At 56.2% G+C, this 17,377-nt stretch carries 19 protein-coding genes; 8 read left to right on the forward strand and 11 right to left on the reverse strand.

All coding sequences use genetic code 11. From position 1 onward, the window contains the following. Positions 1-86 precede the first annotated feature (86 nt). The 3 genes from AAH450_RS17470 to mdcH all read left to right on the forward strand — a co-directional run bounded on the left by AAH450_RS17470 (position 87) and on the right by mdcH (position 2,682). Complete coding sequence (locus AAH450_RS17470) at positions 87-1,046, forward strand: AEC family transporter (protein WP_342911350.1); 960 nt, start codon at positions 87-89, stop codon at positions 1,044-1,046. 1 nt (position 1,047) lies between these two features. Next, on the forward strand, positions 1,048-1,686 hold the full coding sequence (locus AAH450_RS17475; RefSeq protein ID WP_342911351.1) for a malonate decarboxylase holo-ACP synthase: 639 nt from the start codon (positions 1,048-1,050) through the stop codon (positions 1,684-1,686). A 90-nt stretch (positions 1,687-1,776) separates the two neighbouring features. After that, positions 1,777-2,682, forward strand: coding sequence for a malonate decarboxylase subunit epsilon (mdcH, locus tag AAH450_RS17480; RefSeq protein WP_342911352.1), 906 nt, complete (start codon positions 1,777-1,779; stop codon positions 2,680-2,682). Here the strand turns inward: mdcH and AAH450_RS17485 are convergent. Next, the gene (locus AAH450_RS17485) at positions 2,657-3,595 is read right to left on the reverse strand and encodes a LysR family transcriptional regulator (protein WP_342911353.1); all 939 of its coding nucleotides are present in this window, start codon (positions 3,593-3,595) and stop codon (positions 2,657-2,659) included. The two genes, mdcH and AAH450_RS17485, sit on opposite strands and share 26 nt — an antisense overlap. Positions 3,596-3,952: 357 nt before the next feature. Here AAH450_RS17485 and AAH450_RS17490 point away from each other — a divergent pair, with 357 nt between their 5' ends. Beyond that, positions 3,953-4,453: a GNAT family N-acetyltransferase gene (locus AAH450_RS17490; protein ID WP_342911354.1), complete on the forward strand. Its 501-nt coding sequence runs from the start codon at positions 3,953-3,955 to the stop codon at positions 4,451-4,453. A 504-nt stretch (positions 4,454-4,957) separates the two neighbouring features. On the opposite strand, the gene ftnA is transcribed toward AAH450_RS17490, so the two are convergent. Continuing rightward, the gene (ftnA, locus tag AAH450_RS17495; protein WP_342911355.1) at positions 4,958-5,467 is read right to left on the reverse strand and encodes a non-heme ferritin; all 510 of its coding nucleotides are present in this window, start codon (positions 5,465-5,467) and stop codon (positions 4,958-4,960) included. A 429-nt stretch (positions 5,468-5,896) separates the two neighbouring features. On the opposite strand from ftnA, the gene AAH450_RS17500 reads away from it, so the two are divergent. Both AAH450_RS17500 and AAH450_RS17505 read left to right on the forward strand, forming a co-directional pair. Beyond that, complete coding sequence (locus tag AAH450_RS17500; RefSeq protein WP_342911356.1) at positions 5,897-6,034, forward strand: hypothetical protein; 138 nt, start codon at positions 5,897-5,899, stop codon at positions 6,032-6,034. A gap of 120 nt (positions 6,035-6,154) precedes the next feature. After that, positions 6,155-6,451: a hypothetical protein gene (locus AAH450_RS17505; RefSeq protein ID WP_342911357.1), complete on the forward strand. Its 297-nt coding sequence runs from the start codon at positions 6,155-6,157 to the stop codon at positions 6,449-6,451. A 191-nt stretch (positions 6,452-6,642) separates the two neighbouring features. On the opposite strand, the gene AAH450_RS17510 is transcribed toward AAH450_RS17505, so the two are convergent. Further along, positions 6,643-6,861: a helix-turn-helix domain-containing protein gene (locus AAH450_RS17510; protein WP_318789527.1), complete on the reverse strand. Its 219-nt coding sequence runs from the start codon at positions 6,859-6,861 to the stop codon at positions 6,643-6,645. A 126-nt stretch (positions 6,862-6,987) separates the two neighbouring features. On the opposite strand from AAH450_RS17510, the gene AAH450_RS17515 reads away from it, so the two are divergent. Then, positions 6,988-7,203, forward strand: coding sequence for a helix-turn-helix domain-containing protein (locus AAH450_RS17515; protein ID WP_342911358.1), 216 nt, complete (start codon positions 6,988-6,990; stop codon positions 7,201-7,203). 78 nt (positions 7,204-7,281) lie between these two features. Here AAH450_RS17515 and AAH450_RS17520 read toward each other — a convergent pair whose 3' ends face one another. Further along, positions 7,282-8,487, reverse strand: coding sequence for an MFS transporter (locus AAH450_RS17520; protein ID WP_342911359.1), 1,206 nt, complete (start codon positions 8,485-8,487; stop codon positions 7,282-7,284). 95 nt (positions 8,488-8,582) lie between these two features. Here AAH450_RS17520 and AAH450_RS17525 point away from each other — a divergent pair, with 95 nt between their 5' ends. Then, positions 8,583-9,518: a LysR family transcriptional regulator gene (locus tag AAH450_RS17525; protein WP_342911360.1), complete on the forward strand. Its 936-nt coding sequence runs from the start codon at positions 8,583-8,585 to the stop codon at positions 9,516-9,518. 94 nt (positions 9,519-9,612) lie between these two features. On the opposite strand, the gene AAH450_RS17530 is transcribed toward AAH450_RS17525, so the two are convergent. The 7 genes from AAH450_RS17530 to pqqA all read right to left on the reverse strand — a co-directional run bounded on the left by AAH450_RS17530 (position 9,613) and on the right by pqqA (position 17,256). Next, positions 9,613-11,268, reverse strand: a complete 1,656-nt coding sequence (locus AAH450_RS17530) for a methyl-accepting chemotaxis protein (protein ID WP_342911361.1) — start codon at positions 11,266-11,268, stop codon at positions 9,613-9,615. 167 nt (positions 11,269-11,435) lie between these two features. Beyond that, positions 11,436-14,027: a pyrroloquinoline quinone biosynthesis protein PqqF gene (gene pqqF / locus AAH450_RS17535; RefSeq protein WP_342911362.1), complete on the reverse strand. Its 2,592-nt coding sequence runs from the start codon at positions 14,025-14,027 to the stop codon at positions 11,436-11,438. A gap of 2 nt (positions 14,028-14,029) precedes the next feature. Beyond that, a complete protein-coding gene (pqqE, locus tag AAH450_RS17540; protein WP_342911363.1) occupies positions 14,030-15,169 on the reverse strand; it encodes a pyrroloquinoline quinone biosynthesis protein PqqE in 1,140 nt (379 codons plus the stop codon). Next, positions 15,156-15,440, reverse strand: a complete 285-nt coding sequence (pqqD, locus tag AAH450_RS17545) for a pyrroloquinoline quinone biosynthesis peptide chaperone PqqD (protein ID WP_463322746.1) — start codon at positions 15,438-15,440, stop codon at positions 15,156-15,158. The genes pqqE and pqqD overlap by 14 nt, the downstream gene beginning before the upstream one ends. Further along, on the reverse strand, positions 15,440-16,204 hold the full coding sequence (gene pqqC / locus AAH450_RS17550; RefSeq protein ID WP_342911364.1) for a pyrroloquinoline-quinone synthase PqqC: 765 nt from the start codon (positions 16,202-16,204) through the stop codon (positions 15,440-15,442). The genes pqqD and pqqC overlap by 1 nt, the downstream gene beginning before the upstream one ends. A gap of 13 nt (positions 16,205-16,217) precedes the next feature. Next, positions 16,218-17,129, reverse strand: coding sequence for a pyrroloquinoline quinone biosynthesis protein PqqB (gene pqqB / locus AAH450_RS17555; protein ID WP_342911365.1), 912 nt, complete (start codon positions 17,127-17,129; stop codon positions 16,218-16,220). Positions 17,130-17,184: 55 nt separating this feature from the next. Further along, positions 17,185-17,256: a pyrroloquinoline quinone precursor peptide PqqA gene (gene pqqA, locus AAH450_RS17560; protein ID WP_071822147.1), complete on the reverse strand. Its 72-nt coding sequence runs from the start codon at positions 17,254-17,256 to the stop codon at positions 17,185-17,187. Between the last annotated feature and the right edge of the window lie 121 nt (positions 17,257-17,377).

Below are 17,377 nucleotides of genomic sequence, written 5' to 3' on the forward strand. Positions count from 1 at the left end.
GCACGCGGTTGCGTGCTCAGCAATACCAGCCTGAAAAAATAATAATCATCGCGCCTGTGCTTCTCCCAACTTCTACAGGTGATGTTATGACATACGTGATAGTACATGCTCTGGCACCAATCTTCGTCATTATGCTGCTGGGCTTTTATGCCGGTAAAGCGAAGATGGTGGACAATAAAAATGTGTCTCTACTCAATATTTTTGTCATGGATTTTGCACTACCGGCGGCGCTGTTTACCGCCACCGTCCAGACGCCCTGGGCCGGGATTGTCGGCCAGTCGCCGCTGATTGTGGTGCTGGTGCTGTCGATGTGGGCGGCGTATGCCGCGTTCTATTTTTTATGCATCAAAGTGTTCCATAAGTCACCGGAGGATGCCGCAGTGCTGACGCTGACGGTTGCCCTGCCGAACTATGCTGCACTGGGCCTGCCAATCCTGGGTAGCGTGCTGGGGGAAAGCTCCGGGACGTCACTCTCCGTGGCGGTCTCTATCGCCTGTGGATCGGTACTGATGACGCCGTTCTGTTTGCTGATTCTGGAGCGTGAAAAGGCGCTGGCGGCAGGTGGTGAACACAAATCGAGCCTGGCGATGCTGCCGGTGCTGATGTGGCGTTCGGTGACCAAGCCTATTGTCTGGGGACCGTTGCTGGGCGTGGTGCTTTCAGCGCTGGGTATTCGTATGCCTGAACTGCTGCTCTCCACCATCAAACCACTGGGTCTGGCTGCCACTGCGGCGGCGCTGTTCCTGACCGGACTTATTCTGTCGGCGCGTCAGCTGAAAATGAACAGAGCGGTAGTGGTAGCCAGCCTGACCAAACTGCTGATCCAGCCGTTAATCGCCTGGGGGCTGGTGCTGGCACTTGGCCTGCACGGTCAGATAGCGATTACCGCCATTCTGATGATTGCGCTGTCAGCCGGTTTCTTTGGCGTGGTGTTTGGTAACCGTTTTGGCGTCTCTTCGCCAGATGCGGAAGCGGCTCTGCTGATCAGTTCAGTATTGTGTATCATTACTCTACCGCTGTTTATCTCGTTAACTTCAGGAATGTAAAATGGTTTTCTCCCTTCGTGCGCACGATCTGGTCTGGCTTGCCAGCGCTCATGACCTCCAGGGCGAACTGCCTGAATGGGTCAGCAGCCAGTGGCGTTCAGCCTTGCCGCTGGTGGTGCGCCGGGACTGGGATGCCGGAGGGAGAATTCCGGTGGGTATCCGGGGATTACGCCGCGACCAGCGCGCGGCAGCCTGGATCTCAGCGGATGCGGTGCGCCGCTGCGTAACGCCGGAGTCGCTCAGCGAGAGTGCGCTTCTGCTGGGGTCTCCCTTTGTCTCCCTGCCGCCGGTACAGGCCGCTATCCAGCTTGCGCAGCAGCGCTGGGGCTGGCAGTGGGGCATTACCGGCAGCGTGGGCTATGCGCTGGCGACCGAGGTGCCGGTGATGCATGCCGCAAGCGATCTCGATCTGGTTCTGCGTTGCGACCTGCCCGTTGCGGAGCAGGAGCTTATGCGCTGGCAAGAGTTCACCCGGCATTTATCCTGTCGGGTAGATACCCAGGTGGAGACGCCGCAGGGCGCTTTTGCGCTGGCGGAATGGCTGCGTGAGGGAAGGGTGATGCTGAAAACGAACCTTGGGCCTCGCCTGACAGCACAACCCTGGATCGCCGGTGAAGCCGGGACTGCTGCGCAGCAATAAATAAGCAGCATGAGGAAGCCGGTGCATATTTAAGCGCCGCGTGAACAGCCTGAAGATGCCGCTAAAGGCTCAACCACGGAGAAACTGCGGATGAAAATTTTGCTCACTTTTCCCGGCCAGGGGCCGCAGCGCGCAGGCATGCTGCAACAGCTTCCGGCAGGGGACGAGATTTTACGCCACGCCAGTGAGGTACTGGGCGAGCAGGCGACAGCGCTGGACAGCGCCGAAGCCCTGCGCCATACCCGCGCCGTGCAGCTGTGCCTGCTGATTGCGGGCGTGGCGCATGCACGTGCATTACAGGATCGGGGGCTGTTTCCGGACATGACCTGCGGCCTGTCAATTGGCGCCTATCCCGCGGCGGTGATTGCCGGAGCGTTAAAGTTTGAGGATGCGTTGCGGCTGGTCTCTTTACGCGGTGAGCTGATGGAGCAGGCTTACCCCCACGGCTACGGCCTGACGGCAATTATCGGCCTGACGTTGAGCCAGCTGGAGCCGCTGCTGGATGAGCAAAGCTGGATCGCTAACATCAATGCCGAGCAGCAGCTGGTGATTGCCGGTAGTGATGCCGCTATGCAGCGGGTGGCCGAAAAAGCGTTGAGTGCCGGAGCGCAGAGAGTACACCGTCTGGCGGTAAGCGTGCCTTCCCATTGTGCGCTGCTTGCCGGGCCTGCGGAGAAGCTGGCAGAAGCGTTTCAGAGCATCACGCTCTCTCGCCCACGCACGGCTTATCTGAGCGGCAGCAGCGGCAGGGTAGTGTGGCAGCCGGAACAGATAGCCGACGATCTCGCCTTTAATATGTCGCGCACCGTACGCTGGCATGAAGCGATGATTGCAGCCAATGAGCGTGAAGTTCGTCTGGCAATAGAAATGCCGCCTGGGGCGGTGCTGACCGGGTTGACCCGGCAGGCCTTCAGCGAGGGAGAAGCCCTGTCGCTGGAACAGGGCGGAAGCGACCTGGCGCTGACGCTGGCTAAGCGACTCCGAAACCCGCGCTAGTGCGCTGGCGGCTGTACATCCTGCCCTCTGCCGCCAGGGCCAGCAGATTTGGATCGCGTTCGCGGTTACGTTCAAACACAATCGCCAGCGTTTGCCGCATCTGATAGGGCGCGGCAAGGTTCAGCAGCTGTACCGAATTCTCATATACCCGTTTCATCCTGCCGGGGATCAACGTCAGCCCCACGCCCGCCTGCACCAGACTTAACATAGAAAAAATATCGTTTACCCGCATCACAATATCAGGCTCGAATCCGGCGATATTAAATGCCTCTTTAAAGCCGTGATAGGTGGCAAACCCCTCAGCCAGCGCAACGAACTTCTGCTGACGAAAGTCCCGCAGATCGGCGGGGTGAGAGGTATCAAAACCCGACGCGGCAGGCGCAGCCAGGAAAATATCATCTTCAAACAGCGGCAGAGCAACAAAACGGTTAAGATCAATTTCACTGTCAGTCTGTGAAATCAAAATGGCGTCCAGAAAGCCCTCCTCAAGTTTACCGAGCAGCGCCTGGTTGGAACCCATCATTAAATCCAGCTCCAGATCGGGGCGGCGTATTTTCATCCCCATAATCAGCTGAGGAATGGTTTCCAGCGTCAGCGAATAGAGAGTACCCAGCCGTAACCGCCCCTGGCCCACCCCCGCCGTTTTGCGCGTCTCTTCAATTCCCCGCGCCATTAAACCCGTGACTTCCTGACTGTATTCGCACAGCGTATGGGCTGCGGGCAGCGGAACCAGGTTGCGCCCCTGATGGATAAACAGCGGACAGCGTACGTTCTCTTCCAGCGTATGCAGGGCGCGATGCACGCTCACGCTGCTGATCCCCAGCGCCTCGGCGGTGCGGGCAATGTTGCCGCGCTGCATAAAGGCCATAAAAATATCCAGCTTGCGAAAAGTAATATCCGCATCAATTTTCATCGTTCTGACCTGTGCGTTACCTGTACCAGCAAGAATAGTAGCCCGTTAGTCCGGTTGAGGATAACACCTTGATGCGGAAGGGAGGCAAACCTCACGAATGTGTAACCCAGATCAATTTGCGGCGCCCGCCGCGCATTGTGATCCGCCCAGGGCCACGGTTTACCGGATTCAGCGCAGGGAGATAACGTTAACTTCAGGCGCCCGCATCTTGCCAGACTGGTTCACAGGCATTGCCAGGGCGTGAAATCTCCACCGGATGAATTGTTAACAGTGGCGGGGATAGGGGCAAAATGAGGCGTAAATTTTGCGTAATTACGTGATACAGTCTTTTTATCACCCCTCAGTAAGAGAGCAGGCATGATGACGCAAACCGTGTCACTTCATCGCTATCAACCCCGTTTTCATCAGGGGGTCGTGGATCTGATCCTGCCGATCCAGACCCAGGAGTTCGGCATTGCTATCACCGCCCAACAGCAACCAGATCTTAATGAGATAGAAACATTTTATCAGCGCGGCATGGGCGATTTCTGGCTGGCCCTTGCGGGCGACAGAGTTGTGGGCTGCATTGGGCTGAAAGATCTGGGGCAGCAGCAGGCTGCTCTGCGCAAAATGTTTGTAGCCAGCGATTTTCGGGGCAAATCTCAGGGGGTGGCGAACGCGTTACTTAACACGTTGCTGGGCCATGCAAGCCAGCGCAAACTGGCGTCCATCTGGTTAGGCACGACCGATAAGTTTGTTGCCGCACACCGTTTTTACGAGAAAAACGGCTTCCGGGAGGTCAGCATAAGCAGCCTGCCGGAAGCCTTTCCGCTGATGGCGGTAGACAGTAAATTTTACCGCCTCTCTATGCCGAAATAGTGGTGCAGGCCGTCTGCGGATGGCCTGACGTTACCCACTTTTCTCCGCGTTTCCTTTGCTGGCACACAATCCCGCCATGCAGAGCGACAATCCCTCCTTGCCGATCAGCATCGTGCTGCACGGTGGGAAAGCGGACATAACGCATGGAGCCGTTACAGGCTTAACTATGCCTGGTATTGGATGGTGTCTGGACGACCGGCAGGGGGCAGATATAGCCACTTTCGTGCGCAGCAGTTGGGTCAATAACGCATCGGTGGTGAAAGCTGAACAGGTGAAGGAAAGGCGAAAAACGTCCCGACCTTGAGCATAAAAATCCTGATAAGCAGCGTAATCCTCAGGAGCAGGCGGTAAAACGGTCAGCGAGCAGCGGCGGGTAAAGTGCGGGAATGTGCTTTAAATAGCATCACCATAACCAGAAAAAAGGAGGCTTGCGCCTCCTTTTTACTGTTCAGCTTTGGCTGTGCTTACTGCCGCCTCTGTCAGGCGGGGAAGCCAGCGAAATTCTTAAGCCTCTGGGTTGCTGGTGCTGCTCATCTTCATCAGATCTTTATCCACAAAGAACATGCCCTGGCCACCGGTGCCCACCAGCGCCAGTTTATCCAGCACCGATTTGAACAGCTTCTCTTCTTCATGCTGCTCGGAAACATACCATTGCAGGAAGTTAAAGGTAGAGTAGTCCTGTGTGGTCATGGCCGCGTGAGCCAGTTCGTTGATTTTGCCGGTGATCAGCTTTTCATGCTCATAAGCCTGCTCCAGCACTTCGTTCAGTGAGTTAAACGTTACTGGCGGTGCAGCAATGCTGCCCAGCACCGGCATGGCACCGGTGTCGCTCAGGTAGCTGAACAGACGCTGCATATGCTGCATCTCTTCCACAGAGTGCTCATGCATGAAGGCCGCAGCCCCTTCAAACCCTTTATCCGCACACCAGGCGCTCATCTGTAAATAGAGATTGGCAGAATAAAACTCAAGGTTTAACTGGTCATTCAGTTTAGCGATCATATCGGCAGTCAGCATAGTGGCTCCATCAGGCAGGGAATAAATTTAAAAGAGTAATTGTGCGCATTATGCACGTCTGTTGCGGAAATAAAAACCGTTTGTTGGAATTATTATCTTATTATTTTAAGTGTATAACATTTTGAAACTTAAGTGATAATTATTTCGTGATGAATGTTACTTATTCCATTAGCCAAATGGTTTTGATAACCATTCTTATTGTTATTTGCTGCGGGAAAATAAATAATTCTCGCGCTGTAAAAAGCGTAAAAAATAGTTATTCCCTGATCCGCTAAGGGAAAATATCACGATTTTATCGTCACAGGATCGGGAATAGCCTGCGCAGTTTTCACCTGTAACAAGAAAATTGATCCCCTTAGGGCACGGTGTCGCTACCTGTCGCTTTGGTTTGGTGTTGGACCTGTTTCTGTTCCCTGCACAGGGCTGGCGATGATCCTGCCCGGCATGATGATCACCTGCTTTGCAGGCGGAAGCACCGGCATCTTTGTCAGTGCAGGGGGCGATTGTCGTGATGCGATGATCGGCGGGATCTTCCATGGCCTGTTTATCACGCTGCTGCCTGCATAATGGTTGTCGCTGTCAGGGCAAAAGGGGTTGGCCAATGTCACTTTCAGTGATTCAGAGATGATGGGCAGGGCTACTCTTTCGGCACCTTCCTGACTTCTTCCACTAACGGAGGCTCCAGGGATGCAGCAATTACCGCGATCGTGCAACAAGGCTTACCGGCGAAAGAGTGTGCTACTGCGCAACGAGCCGGAGAAATGCAGACAGGAGCGGCAGGATAGGGATCTTGCGATTGCCTGCCGGGAACAGAGCATGGCGTGCCAGGGCAAACCTGGTTTTGCGCAGGTTCAGTTGATGGAAGCCGGTAATGCGAAACGCCGGGCACGTTCACAGGCAAGGGATGGGGCTGGGGTGGAACGCCACTTCATTAAAATCGATAAAGTTATGCAAAACAAAGAGGCTATTCCCTCTGGATTTTAACGATAAGCGTGGATCGGCGCACAATGGCGCTCATTTTCCTGACGCCTGGGATAAAATCCGAAAAGTATTATTTTTCGATCTTGAATGGAAAAAATATTTTTTATAAAGCTTAGGGGAGTAACTATTTTAATTAATGCCCAACAGAATGAATTAGCTCGATATAAAATATAAAAAATATTGAACCTTTACGATTAAAACTCAATCAGCGTTTTCATTTCAGTGCCAAGACCAGTGGCCAGAACAGCAATAACTTCCAGCGTAGGATTACGTAAACCTCTTTCAATTCCAGAAACATAGGTCCGGTCCAGCCCGCATTTTAGCGCGAAAGCTTCTTGCGACAAGCCTGCCTGCAGTCTGAGTTGTTTAACTCTTTTTCCAAAAAGAATTTTGGTGGTGTTTAGCTTTTCCATGTGCTCAGCATTGCGCTTTGCAGTCTATTAGTCCACGGACTATTAGTCACAATTGAAAAATAACGTGATATGCTTGTGACTCATAGTCTACATGTATGACTTTAACCAGGCTAAAAGAGAGTCATTATGAATAATGAGGACTGGCACCCTGCCGATATTATTGCTGCATTAAAGAAAAAGGGGACAACGTTATCAGCGTTGTCCAGAGAGTCCGGACTGGCTTCTTCAACATTATCAAATGCTCTGCGGCGTCCCTGGCCTAAAGGCGAGCAGCTGATAGCGGCTGCGTTGGGCAGGCAACCACAAGAGCTCTGGCCAACCCGGTACAAAAGAAAAAAATAGCTCCGTGCCGGGTAGCTTTATTTGTGTAGCAGGCACGGCTCTGCGTTTCATGCTCGTTCTGAATTCCTGCTTCCTGCGTTAAGGATGTAAGTTTTTACTCATCCAGCGCACTACCATGCTGCCAAGTCCGGCCAGCGTCAGCATCACGACCACGCCCTGCCAACCTGCGAAGTCCAGGATCACGCTGCCAAGCGCCGATCCTGCCGCCATACCGATAAACACACCGGTAAACATCAGCGCATTCAGACGACTGCGCGCTGCCGGCTCCAGGCTGAAAATAATCGACTGGTGTGACACCAGCGTCGACTGGACGCCAAAATCAAACCCCACGGCAGACACCACGATCAAAGCAAGCTGGTAAGGCACGGGTAACAGCGGCAGCAGAAACATCAGCGCAAAGGAGAGGGTGGCAAGCGTAGTGCCGATGCGGGTCACCAGTTCCGGGCCGCGACGGTCGGCCAGTGAACCTGCGAGCGGGGCGGCCAATGCGCCTGCCGCGCCCGCCAGCCCAAACAGGCCTGCGGTAGCGCTGCCCAGATGATAGACCTCATGCAGCATAATGGCCAGGGTTGACCAGAAAGCGCTGAACCCCACCGAAAGCAGCGCCTGCGCCAGCGTGGCTCTGCGCAGCGGTTTATAATCTCGCCATAAATGGCGCATTGAGGCGAGCAGTGCCGGATAACTCATGGTGGTGCTGGCCGGGATAGCGGGCAGGCTTCGCCAGATAATCAGGGTAATAGTCAGCACCATGAGCGCTGCGGCGCCAAACATAGTCCGCCAGCCATAAAACTCCGCCACAAAGCCGCTCAGCACCCTGGAGAGCAGAATGCCCAGCAGAAGGCCGGTCATCACTGTGCCTACCGTTTTACCCCGGCTTGCGGCAGGGGAGAGGGTTGCCGCAGCGGGAACAATATCCTGAGCCATTGTTGCCGTGATGCCGACCGCCAGACTCGCCACCAGCAGCATAATAATGCCGCCGCTAAAGGCGCTCAGCAGTAAAGCCAGCGTCAGCAGAACGCCTTTCAGAATGATGATCCGGCGGCGATCGTGACGATCGCCCAGCGGGGCCAGCAGCAAAATACCCAGCGCGTAACCAATTTGTGTGAGGGTGGGAACCAGACCAACCGTACTGACGCCCGCATGCAGCTCGTTAACCAGGATGCCCAGCATCGGCTGGCTGTAATAGATAGCGGCGACGGCAAAGCCTGCGCCGGTAGCAAGCATAAAGACGGTGCGGCCTGTCAGACCTTTTTCCTGCAAAGTGGCGGTTTCAGCTAAGGACATAATGTAGACTCATTGAGTGATGATGGTCACATTTTTACCCTATTCTCCGGCAATGGGTAGTGCCCTGCCGGGTAAAACTGTTATACGCTGGATGCATGAAAGAAACGGCCTTGTCAGGCATTGACCGTATAGCGTTAATGCAAACTTTTGTTCTTATTGTCGAAGCAGGCACCCTCTCTGCGGCGGCGCTGCGTCTGGAAACCTCCCAGCCTACGGTCAGCCGGAGGTTGCAGTCACTGGAGCGACTGCTGGGGGTGAAGCTGCTGCAACGCACCACGCACGTGATGAAGCTGACCGATGATGGCGAGCGCTGTTTTGCCCACGCCAAAGCACTGGTGGAACAGTGGCAGGCAATAGAGGACGATCTGCAAGGTGCCGCTGAAGAGCCGAAAGGTCTGCTCCGGGTGCTGGTGCCCCATGCGTTTGGTCAGGATCAGATGATCGGGCCATTGCAGGAGTATCTGCAACGCTATCCCAAAATGCGGGTGGAGTGGATGCTCAGCGACAGGCGGCCGGACTTTATTGCCGAAGGCGTTGACTGTGCAGTGCACGTCGGCACGGTGACCGATCCTTCTGTGGTGGCGCTGCTGGTGGCGGAGATCCCGCGCATTGTGGTCGCCGCTCCACAACTTCTCGCTTCCGGTCTCGTTATTGAGCATCCTGCCGGGCTGGCAGAGTTACCCTGGGTGGCACTGAGCACTTTCTATCGTCAGCAGGTTACCCTGACCAGCGAGCAGCAAGAGACAGAGCATATTGCTATTCACCCTCAGCTGCTGACAGACAGTCTCTATGCCCTGCGCAATGCGATGCTGGCAGGTATGGGGGCGGGCATCGCCTCATCCTGGGCGGTGAAAGAGGATATTGAGCAAGGGCGATTACAGCATCTCTGCCCTGAATGGCATGCGGCGCCGTTGCCCATTTATCTGGTTTATCCTTACGCCCGCTTCTATCCCGCCAAGCTGCGACGTTTTCTGGAGATGATGCGCGAAGTGTTGCCGATTATCGGGGGCACGCAGGCACCGGAAAAATAGCTCGCCTCCCACTGCGCCCCTCAGACAACAAGTCACCCGACAGATCTCAAGCTAACCCGGCCCCATCAGCTGACAACAGGGCCGGAGCAAGCGATTAAAACGTCTCCCAGTTCCCCCCTTCAGCACTCACGGCCACTGCTTTACGTGGCGCGGCAGCTTTCAGCGTTTTTACCGGCTTGCTGACGGGCAGCTGCTGACCGATTTTGAATACCGCAACGGCTTGTGAAAGCCGGCTTGCCTGCTCCTCCAGCGAAGCGGAGGCCGCCGCAGATTCCTGTACCAGCGAGGCGTTCTGCTGGGTAACACGATCCATCTCTGTCACCGCCAGCCCAATCTGATCGATACCGCGGCTCTGCTCATCCGAAGCTGAGGCGATTTCGCCCATGATGTCCGTCACGCGTACCACGGCATTAACGATATCGTGCATGGTTTCGCCAGCGGTGGCGACCTGCGCCGATCCTGCATCCACGCGGCTGACCGAGGCCTCAATCAGGGTTTTGATCTCTTTTGCAGCCTGTGCGCTGCGCTGCGCTAAATTACGGACTTCACCGGCAACAACGGCAAAACCACGCCCCTGTTCGCCCGCGCGTGCCGCTTCCACCGCCGCGTTCAGTGCCAGGATATTGGTCTGGAAGGCAATGCCGTCGATCACGCTGGTAATATCGGCAATTTTCTTGGAACTGCCGGCAATTTCGCTCATGGTTTTCACCACGCCATCCACGACTTTACCGCCTTTTTCTGCGGTATCGGAGGCGCTTTTCGCCAGCTGCGATGCCTGGCGGGCGTTTTCGGCATTCTGCTTCACGGTGGCAGTCAGCTCTTCCATACTGGCGGCGGTTTGCTCCAGAGAGGCAGCCTGCTGCTCGGTACGGGCAGAGAGATCGTTATTGCCGAGAGAGATTTCACTGGCGCCGGTAAAGATGGCATCAGAGCTTTCGCGTACATGACCCACGGTAACAATCAGCGACTGCTGCATGGCGGTGAGATTGCTGGCGAGCAGCCCCATCTCGCTGCGGCCTTCCACCACCAGCGTATCGGAGAGATCACCCGCGGCGATGCGCTGAATATGGGCCAGAAGCTGTTTCAGTGGCGTCAGCAGCACACGTTTAATCACCATCCAGACGGAGATAACCAGCAGCAACAGCACCAGCACCACGGTAGCCAGTGTCCACATCATATGGGTGAACCCTGTCTGATTCTCTGTCATCCCCACGGCCAGCAGCTGGTTGTTCTGGTCGCGCCAGCGATTGTAGCTGTTTTCGAGGGCATCCTGAGCTTTCTGCGCATCCAGATTACCGTAAGCCTCGTAGTTATTGGCGCTCAGATACTGAATCGACATCTTCATCGTATCGAACATCTGCTGGTAGCTATCGCTCACCGCAGCAGCTAACTCACTATTCTGGCCGCTCTGTTGAGGTGCCTGCTTATAGCTGGAAAAGTGCTGGGCAGCGCCGTCCAGCGTGGTGCTGGCAGTGGCGAGCAGTTTGGTTATGCCAGCCAGTGAAGCGGGATCGGTCTGCTTCTTGAGGATACGGATGGCGGCACGGTTAATGGTAATGCGGGTTTTAAGCAACGTCTGTAAGGTGTCACTGAGCTTCCCCTGCTGCTGGGTCAGCACGCTGGCACGCACAAAGTTATTTTTATCCTGATTGATGGCGTTAAAGGAGAGGCCGCTGGAGAGCAGCAGCAACGCACTGAAGACGATCAACATAATGAGAATGCTGGTAACGACTTTAATATTTTTAAGCATGGTGCTTACTCTGTAAGGGAGATAACCTGGTAAAAAGGTTATCGGTACAAAGTGGCTTAACTTTAAGCACTCTCAGCAGCAAAATGAAGAGCGTTGTTATTGCTCACAAACCTGCTTACCGGCGCTCTGCACAGTTCTGTTTTCCTTTTACGGCAGGCATGGCTGAATTAATCAGCCCAAATCCAGCCCGAACTTTCTGTGGCTAACCGCCGGGAATAATGACGGAGTTTATCCGGGGAAAAAGAGGCAAAAAGGGAGGGGGAGAGGTCGGGTAAATTCAGCTGCTGTTGCTGCCAGTACGCCAGGCATTGTGCTGGAGTCTTAATTGCCTGGCCGGGAAGGGCAGCGATCGGAACAGCGGATTTTTTCTGTAGCTCTTCTTGAGTGAGATCAGCAATAACGTCGGGCATATCGCGGAGAAAATTCACGATATGCGCCCTAAGCTCTCTGCTGCTTAGCGTAGGAGACTGAAGCGCAAACAGCAGGCCCGCCTCTCCGGCAGAGTGATGATAACGGCAGCTCACCACATAGCCGATATTCAGCTCCACCCGCAGCCGCTGGAAAAATTCCGGCTCATAGAGCGCCGCCAACAGTTGCCATGCGGCCAGACACTCTGCTGTGCGGTCGATCAACGGACAGAACAGCAGCACGGCCGCCTCGTCGCCGGTTGTTGCCGCTGGCGCAGGCGGGGAAATGTTTGCCACTAAAGCAGCGCCTTCGCCCTCTCTCTTCACAACGGCTGGCCGGGCTTGCTGTGGCCACGCAGGGAAGGCTTCCGGCAGAGGCCCAGGCGGCCAGCGGGAAAGCAGCCTTGAAACCGCCTTCTGCAATGCTGCATCGCCGCCGTAAAGCGTGGCCTGCCACGGCATTCCCCTCAGGCTGGGCGCACCGTAACCGGCTGTCGGGGATATCTCTGCCTGGCTTGCAGCAACAGACTGAGGATCGTCGAAGGTGCTGGTCATCGCTTTCGCAGGTGAACTTATCAGCTCAGGCAGGCGGGCCAGCAACGCGCGGATAGCAATATCCGCCGACTGGGCCTGCATTGCCTGGTGGTAACGTCGTTTGCCCTGGGAAATCGTCGTCGGGGAGAGAGTGTTAAGTGCGTCGATCGCCGCTGCAAGCATGGTCAGCAACAGATCCGGCGGCGCGCTGAGCTGAAGCAGCCAGATACCCTGTTGTTGCGTAAAACTCAGCTCGCCGCCCTGGTGCAGAGCGTGGCCGATAACCGGCTGTAACGCCGCCTCTGCCAGCGCGGCGGCCTGGTGTGAGAAGAAGCCAGCCGCAGGATTGAGCAGCAGCACAGGCTGGCAGAAAGCAGGGAAATGCCTCAGCGGAGCCTGTTCATCGGGCAGAGAAGGCAGCCTGTTGGCTTCTCCGGCGGCATAAAACCTCATTTCCGGCGCGTTGCAAAGAGGGCTTGATCGCCAGTCGACAGCACCGCTATGCAGCCTGAAACCCTGCAACTGCACAGGGCTGGCATCAACGCGGGATGAGATCCAGAGTGTGGTCAGCTTTTCCGGCTGAAGCGCTGACAACAGCGCCTGCCACCGCTCCTTCAGTGGGACATCTGCCGTGGGGGGAACGAAACCAAAGGCGCGCGCCCGCAGCTGATCCAGCGCAGAAAGCTGCGCAAAGCGACGACGCGCCAGCCCCGCGTAATGAGTGAGCAGATCTTCATTCAGCATGGTCAGCTGCTGCACCCAGCGGCTGAACAGCGCCTCCACGACTGAAGGCGTGAAAACGGCTTCTGAGATCGATGTGCCACCCTTGCCGGATGCAGGTTTTAAGGCCGACAGGCTGAGCAGGGCTTCACTGATAGCCGGATCGGTGGCGTCACAGAGTTCAAACTGCACGCTTATAACCGACTGGCGTGGAGCGCGGTAGGGTTCAAGCAGCGTTACATCATCGGCCAGCCCCCACTCACGCAGCGTAGCAAGCAGGCTGCGTTCAGCCCTGTCCGTCAGCAGTTCGCGCAGCACAGCAAGCATTTCTGGCGTTCCAGAGAACGCAGCGCTGAGCTGAAGGCGCTCTGCGCTGGCGAGATGCAGACCATAATGGCGGGGCGAATTCAGAGTGAGCGGTTGAATTTCAGCTTCGCTGAGGGCAGGGGAAGAGGAGAAGATCGCGCCCACCTCTTCAGCAAGTTCAGCCAGCGCTTCAACGGACTGCGGCCCCTGAAGCCACAGCTCCAGCTTGTCAGCCCGGAAAAAGCGCTGGTGATAAACCTGTAAGGCCTGTTGCAGCGCCGCGTCGTCATCACCAAAGGCAGCGCGATTGCCGACATGAAACGCATGAAGAGGCTGAGGCGTGGCAAAGGCCTGGCTCAGCGCGGCTTCACACAGCGTCTCCGTATGGCGGGATAAGAGCCGGAACTCTGCATCAATGATCGCGGCTTCCTGGCGTACCGACTCCTGTGTCAGTAAGGGACTGGCGAGCATATCTGTCAGCCGCCGCAAGCCCGGCCTGAGTTTTTCCGGGGCAATGTCAAAGAACCAGGCGGTGTAGTGAGCCTGTGTAGTGGCGTTAAGCCTGGCACCGTTAGCTGGCCCCCAGGCCATCAGCCGCTGCTGATCCTGATACCCTTCGCTACCGGCAAACAGAACGTGCTCCAGCAGATGCGCCAGGCCAGGCCACTCACGCGGGCCGTCATGACTGCCGGCAGCAAGCTGGATCAGCGCGGCGGCACGGCTGGCGTCAGGATCCTGGATCAGGTTGACCCGCAGGCCGTTTGCCAGAGTGATGCGCCGCACTGCCAGCATTTTCAGGCGCCCGTTTTGAAGATCAGCTGGGAATTTGTGCGGTTGCGGAACTGAAGGTGGCTTATCTGCATATTGGTGCAGTTCGCCTGCTCGCGGGCCTCCAGGATCTTGCCGTGATGCGGAGATTTCGAGCAGACCGGATCGGTGTTGTCGGCGTTACCGGTCAGCATAAAGGCCTGGCAGCGGCAGCCGCCGAAATCTTTCTCTTTTTCTGAGCAGGAGCGGCACGGTTCCGGCATCCAGTCGAAGCCGCGGTACTTGTTGAAGCCGAACGACTCATACCAGATCTCCTGTAGCGAGCTTTCCAGCACCGAGGGGAACTGTACGGGAAGCTGACGGGCACTGTGGCACGGCAGGGCGGTGCCTTCCGGCGTAACGCTCAGGAAGATGGCTCCCCAGCCGCCCATGCATCCTTTGGGCCGCTCTTCATAATAATCGGGCGTGACAAACAGCAGGTTAGCGAGGTTGCCGCTGGCGGTCATTTTCTCGCGGTAGTGGTGCACCACCTCTTCGGCGCGGACAATCTGCTCACGCGTGGGCAGCAGACCTTCCCGGTTAAGCTGCGCCCAGCCGTAAAACTGACAGGTCGCCAGCTCCACATCATCCGCTTCCAGCTCAATGCACAGCTCAATAATGCGATCGATCTGATCGATATTGTGGCGGTGCAGCACAAAGTTGAGCACCATCGGGTAGCCATGCGCCTTCACCGCTTTGGCCATCGCCAGCTTGGTCTGGAACGCCTTTTGTGAGCCAGCCAGCGCCGCATTCAGCGTCTCATCGCTGGCCTGGAAACTGATCTGAATATGATCCAGTCCGGCTTCGGCAAAGGCATCGATCTTCTTCTCCGTCAGGCCGATGCCGGAGGTGATCAGGTTGGTGTAAAAACCGAGATCGCGCGCTGCGCGGATCAATTCCGGCAGATCCTTACGCACCAGGGGTTCGCCGCCGGAAAAGCCCAGCTGCACGGCGCCCATCTGACGAGCCTGTCTGAACACTTCAATCCATTGCCCGGTGGTTAGCTCCTTCTCCTGCTGGGCAAAATCCAGCGGATTAGAGCAGTAGGGACACTGCAACGGGCAACGATAAGTCAGTTCTGCCAGCAGCCAGAGCGGCGGATTGACCTGAGGATTAAGCTGGGTCACGGAAGATTATCCACTTTTGTTCGTAAGCCTGATTGAAAAACTCTTTTACGTCGTCATCCACGCCGCCAGCGTCAGGAAACTGGGCGTTCAGCCCGGCAATCAGGTCGGCAACGGAACGCTTGCCATCCACCAGCTGTAAAATAGCGGTGGCGCTCTCATTGAGTTTTGCCATGCCTTCCGGGTAAAGGATGACGTGGCAATCCTGCGCCTGCTCCCATTGCAGACGGTAGCCGCGACGGAAGGCGGGGATCTGCTGCTCGTTAATCACCATCACACTAACCTCTCTTTATGCCAGGACATCTTGTCGGTCACGGTGTGATAAGGCGGACGATGCAGCTCGTAGGCCATGCTCATCGCATCCAGCATGCTCCAGAGAATATCCAGCTTGAATTGCAGAATTGACAGCATCCGCTGCTGTTTTTCCACGGTGGTGCAGTAGGTCAGCGCCAGTTGCAGGCCGTGCTCAACGTCGCGGTTAGCCTGGCTCAGGCGGCCACGGAAATAGCCGTAACCTTCAGCTTCTATCCACTTGTAGTGCTGCGGCCAGCTATCCAGGCGCGACTGGTGGATCTGCGGCGCAAACAGCTCGGTAAGGGAGCTACAGGCCGCTTCCTGCCAGACTGCACGGCGGGCAAAGTTGACGTAAGCATCCACGGCGAACCGCACGCCGGGCAGTACCATCCGCTCAGAGAGCAAAACATCACGCTCCAGGCCCACCGCTTCGCCGAGGCGCAGCCAGGCTTCAATGCCCCCTTCACTGCCTTCCTGACCATCGTGATCCAGAATCCGCTGCACCCACTTGCGGCGGGTTTTCGGATCCGGGCAGTTCGCCATAATCGCCGCATCCTTCAGCGGAATGCTGGTCTGGTAGTAAAAACGGTTCGCTACCCAACCCTGGATCTGTTCACGCGTGGCCTGGCCGTTGTGCATCGCAATATGGTACGGGTGATGGATATGGTAATAAGCGCCTTTGGCGCGCAAAGCCTGTTCAAACGCTTCGGGCGTCATCGGCTCTGCGGGAAAATTATCTGACATCGTCTTCATCTCGTTAAAGGTCAATTACCATGCCGTCCCAGCTGACTTCAATGCCCAGCTGCGTCAGCATCTGACGTTCAGCGGACTCTTCATCCAGGATTGGGTTGGTATTATTGATATGAATAAGAATTTTACGCTCCGCCGGCAGTGAGGCCAGCAGGGCAATCAGCCCCTGCTCCTCTGCCAGCGCCAGGTGCCCCATATCCCGACCGGTGTTGCGGCCCACGCCGGTAGTGGCTAACTCATTGTCCTGCCACAGCGTGCCGTCAATCAGCAGGCAGTCCGCTTTTTGCAGCCAGCCCATTAGCTCGCTGTCCGGCTCCCCCAGACCGGGCGCATACATCAGCGTCTTACCGGTGCGGGTATCTTCAATAAACAGCGCGATATTGTGGCCAGGCAGCGGCTTACCCCGCCAGGCGGAGTAGGGCGGAGCGTTGCTGAGTAAAGGAATAGCGGTAAATTTCAGCGCCGGACAGACGGCCACAGAGAAAGCTTCACCCGGCGTAATGCCATGATGGATCAGGCCGCCGTTCCAGTGCTTCAGCATGGTAAACACCGGGAAACCGGTGGTCAGGTCATCATGCACTTCTGGCGTACACCAGACCTGGTGCGGACAGCCTTCACGCAGGCTCAGCAGTCCGGCGGTATGGTCAATCTGGCTGTCGGTGAGAATAATCGAGCCAATCGCCGTGCCGCGCAGCACATCTTTTTTAATCAACGCAGGCGTAGCGGCCAGCTGATGGGCAATATCGGGTGAGGCGTTGCACAGCACAAAGTTGATGCCGTCATCGCTAAGGGCTATCGAAGACTGTGTCCGCGCCGAGGTTTTCAGGGTGCCATTACGCACGCCCTGACAGTTTCGGCAGTTGCAGTTCCACTGTGGGAAGCCGCCACCCGCCGCAGAGCCGAGAACGTTAATCTGCATGTGTAGACCAGGAAAAGAGAAGAAGATGCCCACAGCAGGCCGTGGGCATAAGGGATTAACGGTTGGAGATGTACAGCGTCACTTCCAGACCTAAGCGTAAATCAACAAATTTAGGTTTAGTCCACATGGCGGGATCCTCTCAGTGTTAATGAAAAATCAAACGTTCTGCCCTGATAAGTTCGGCAGGTAATGCGCTTGTTGTCAAATATCGAAAATTTGGCGCACAAATGTTGCGCCTAAGCTTATAC

The sequence above is a fragment of the Erwinia magellanica genome (genome assembly GCF_039023495.1).
Taxonomy (GTDB): domain Bacteria; phylum Pseudomonadota; class Gammaproteobacteria; order Enterobacterales; family Enterobacteriaceae; genus Erwinia.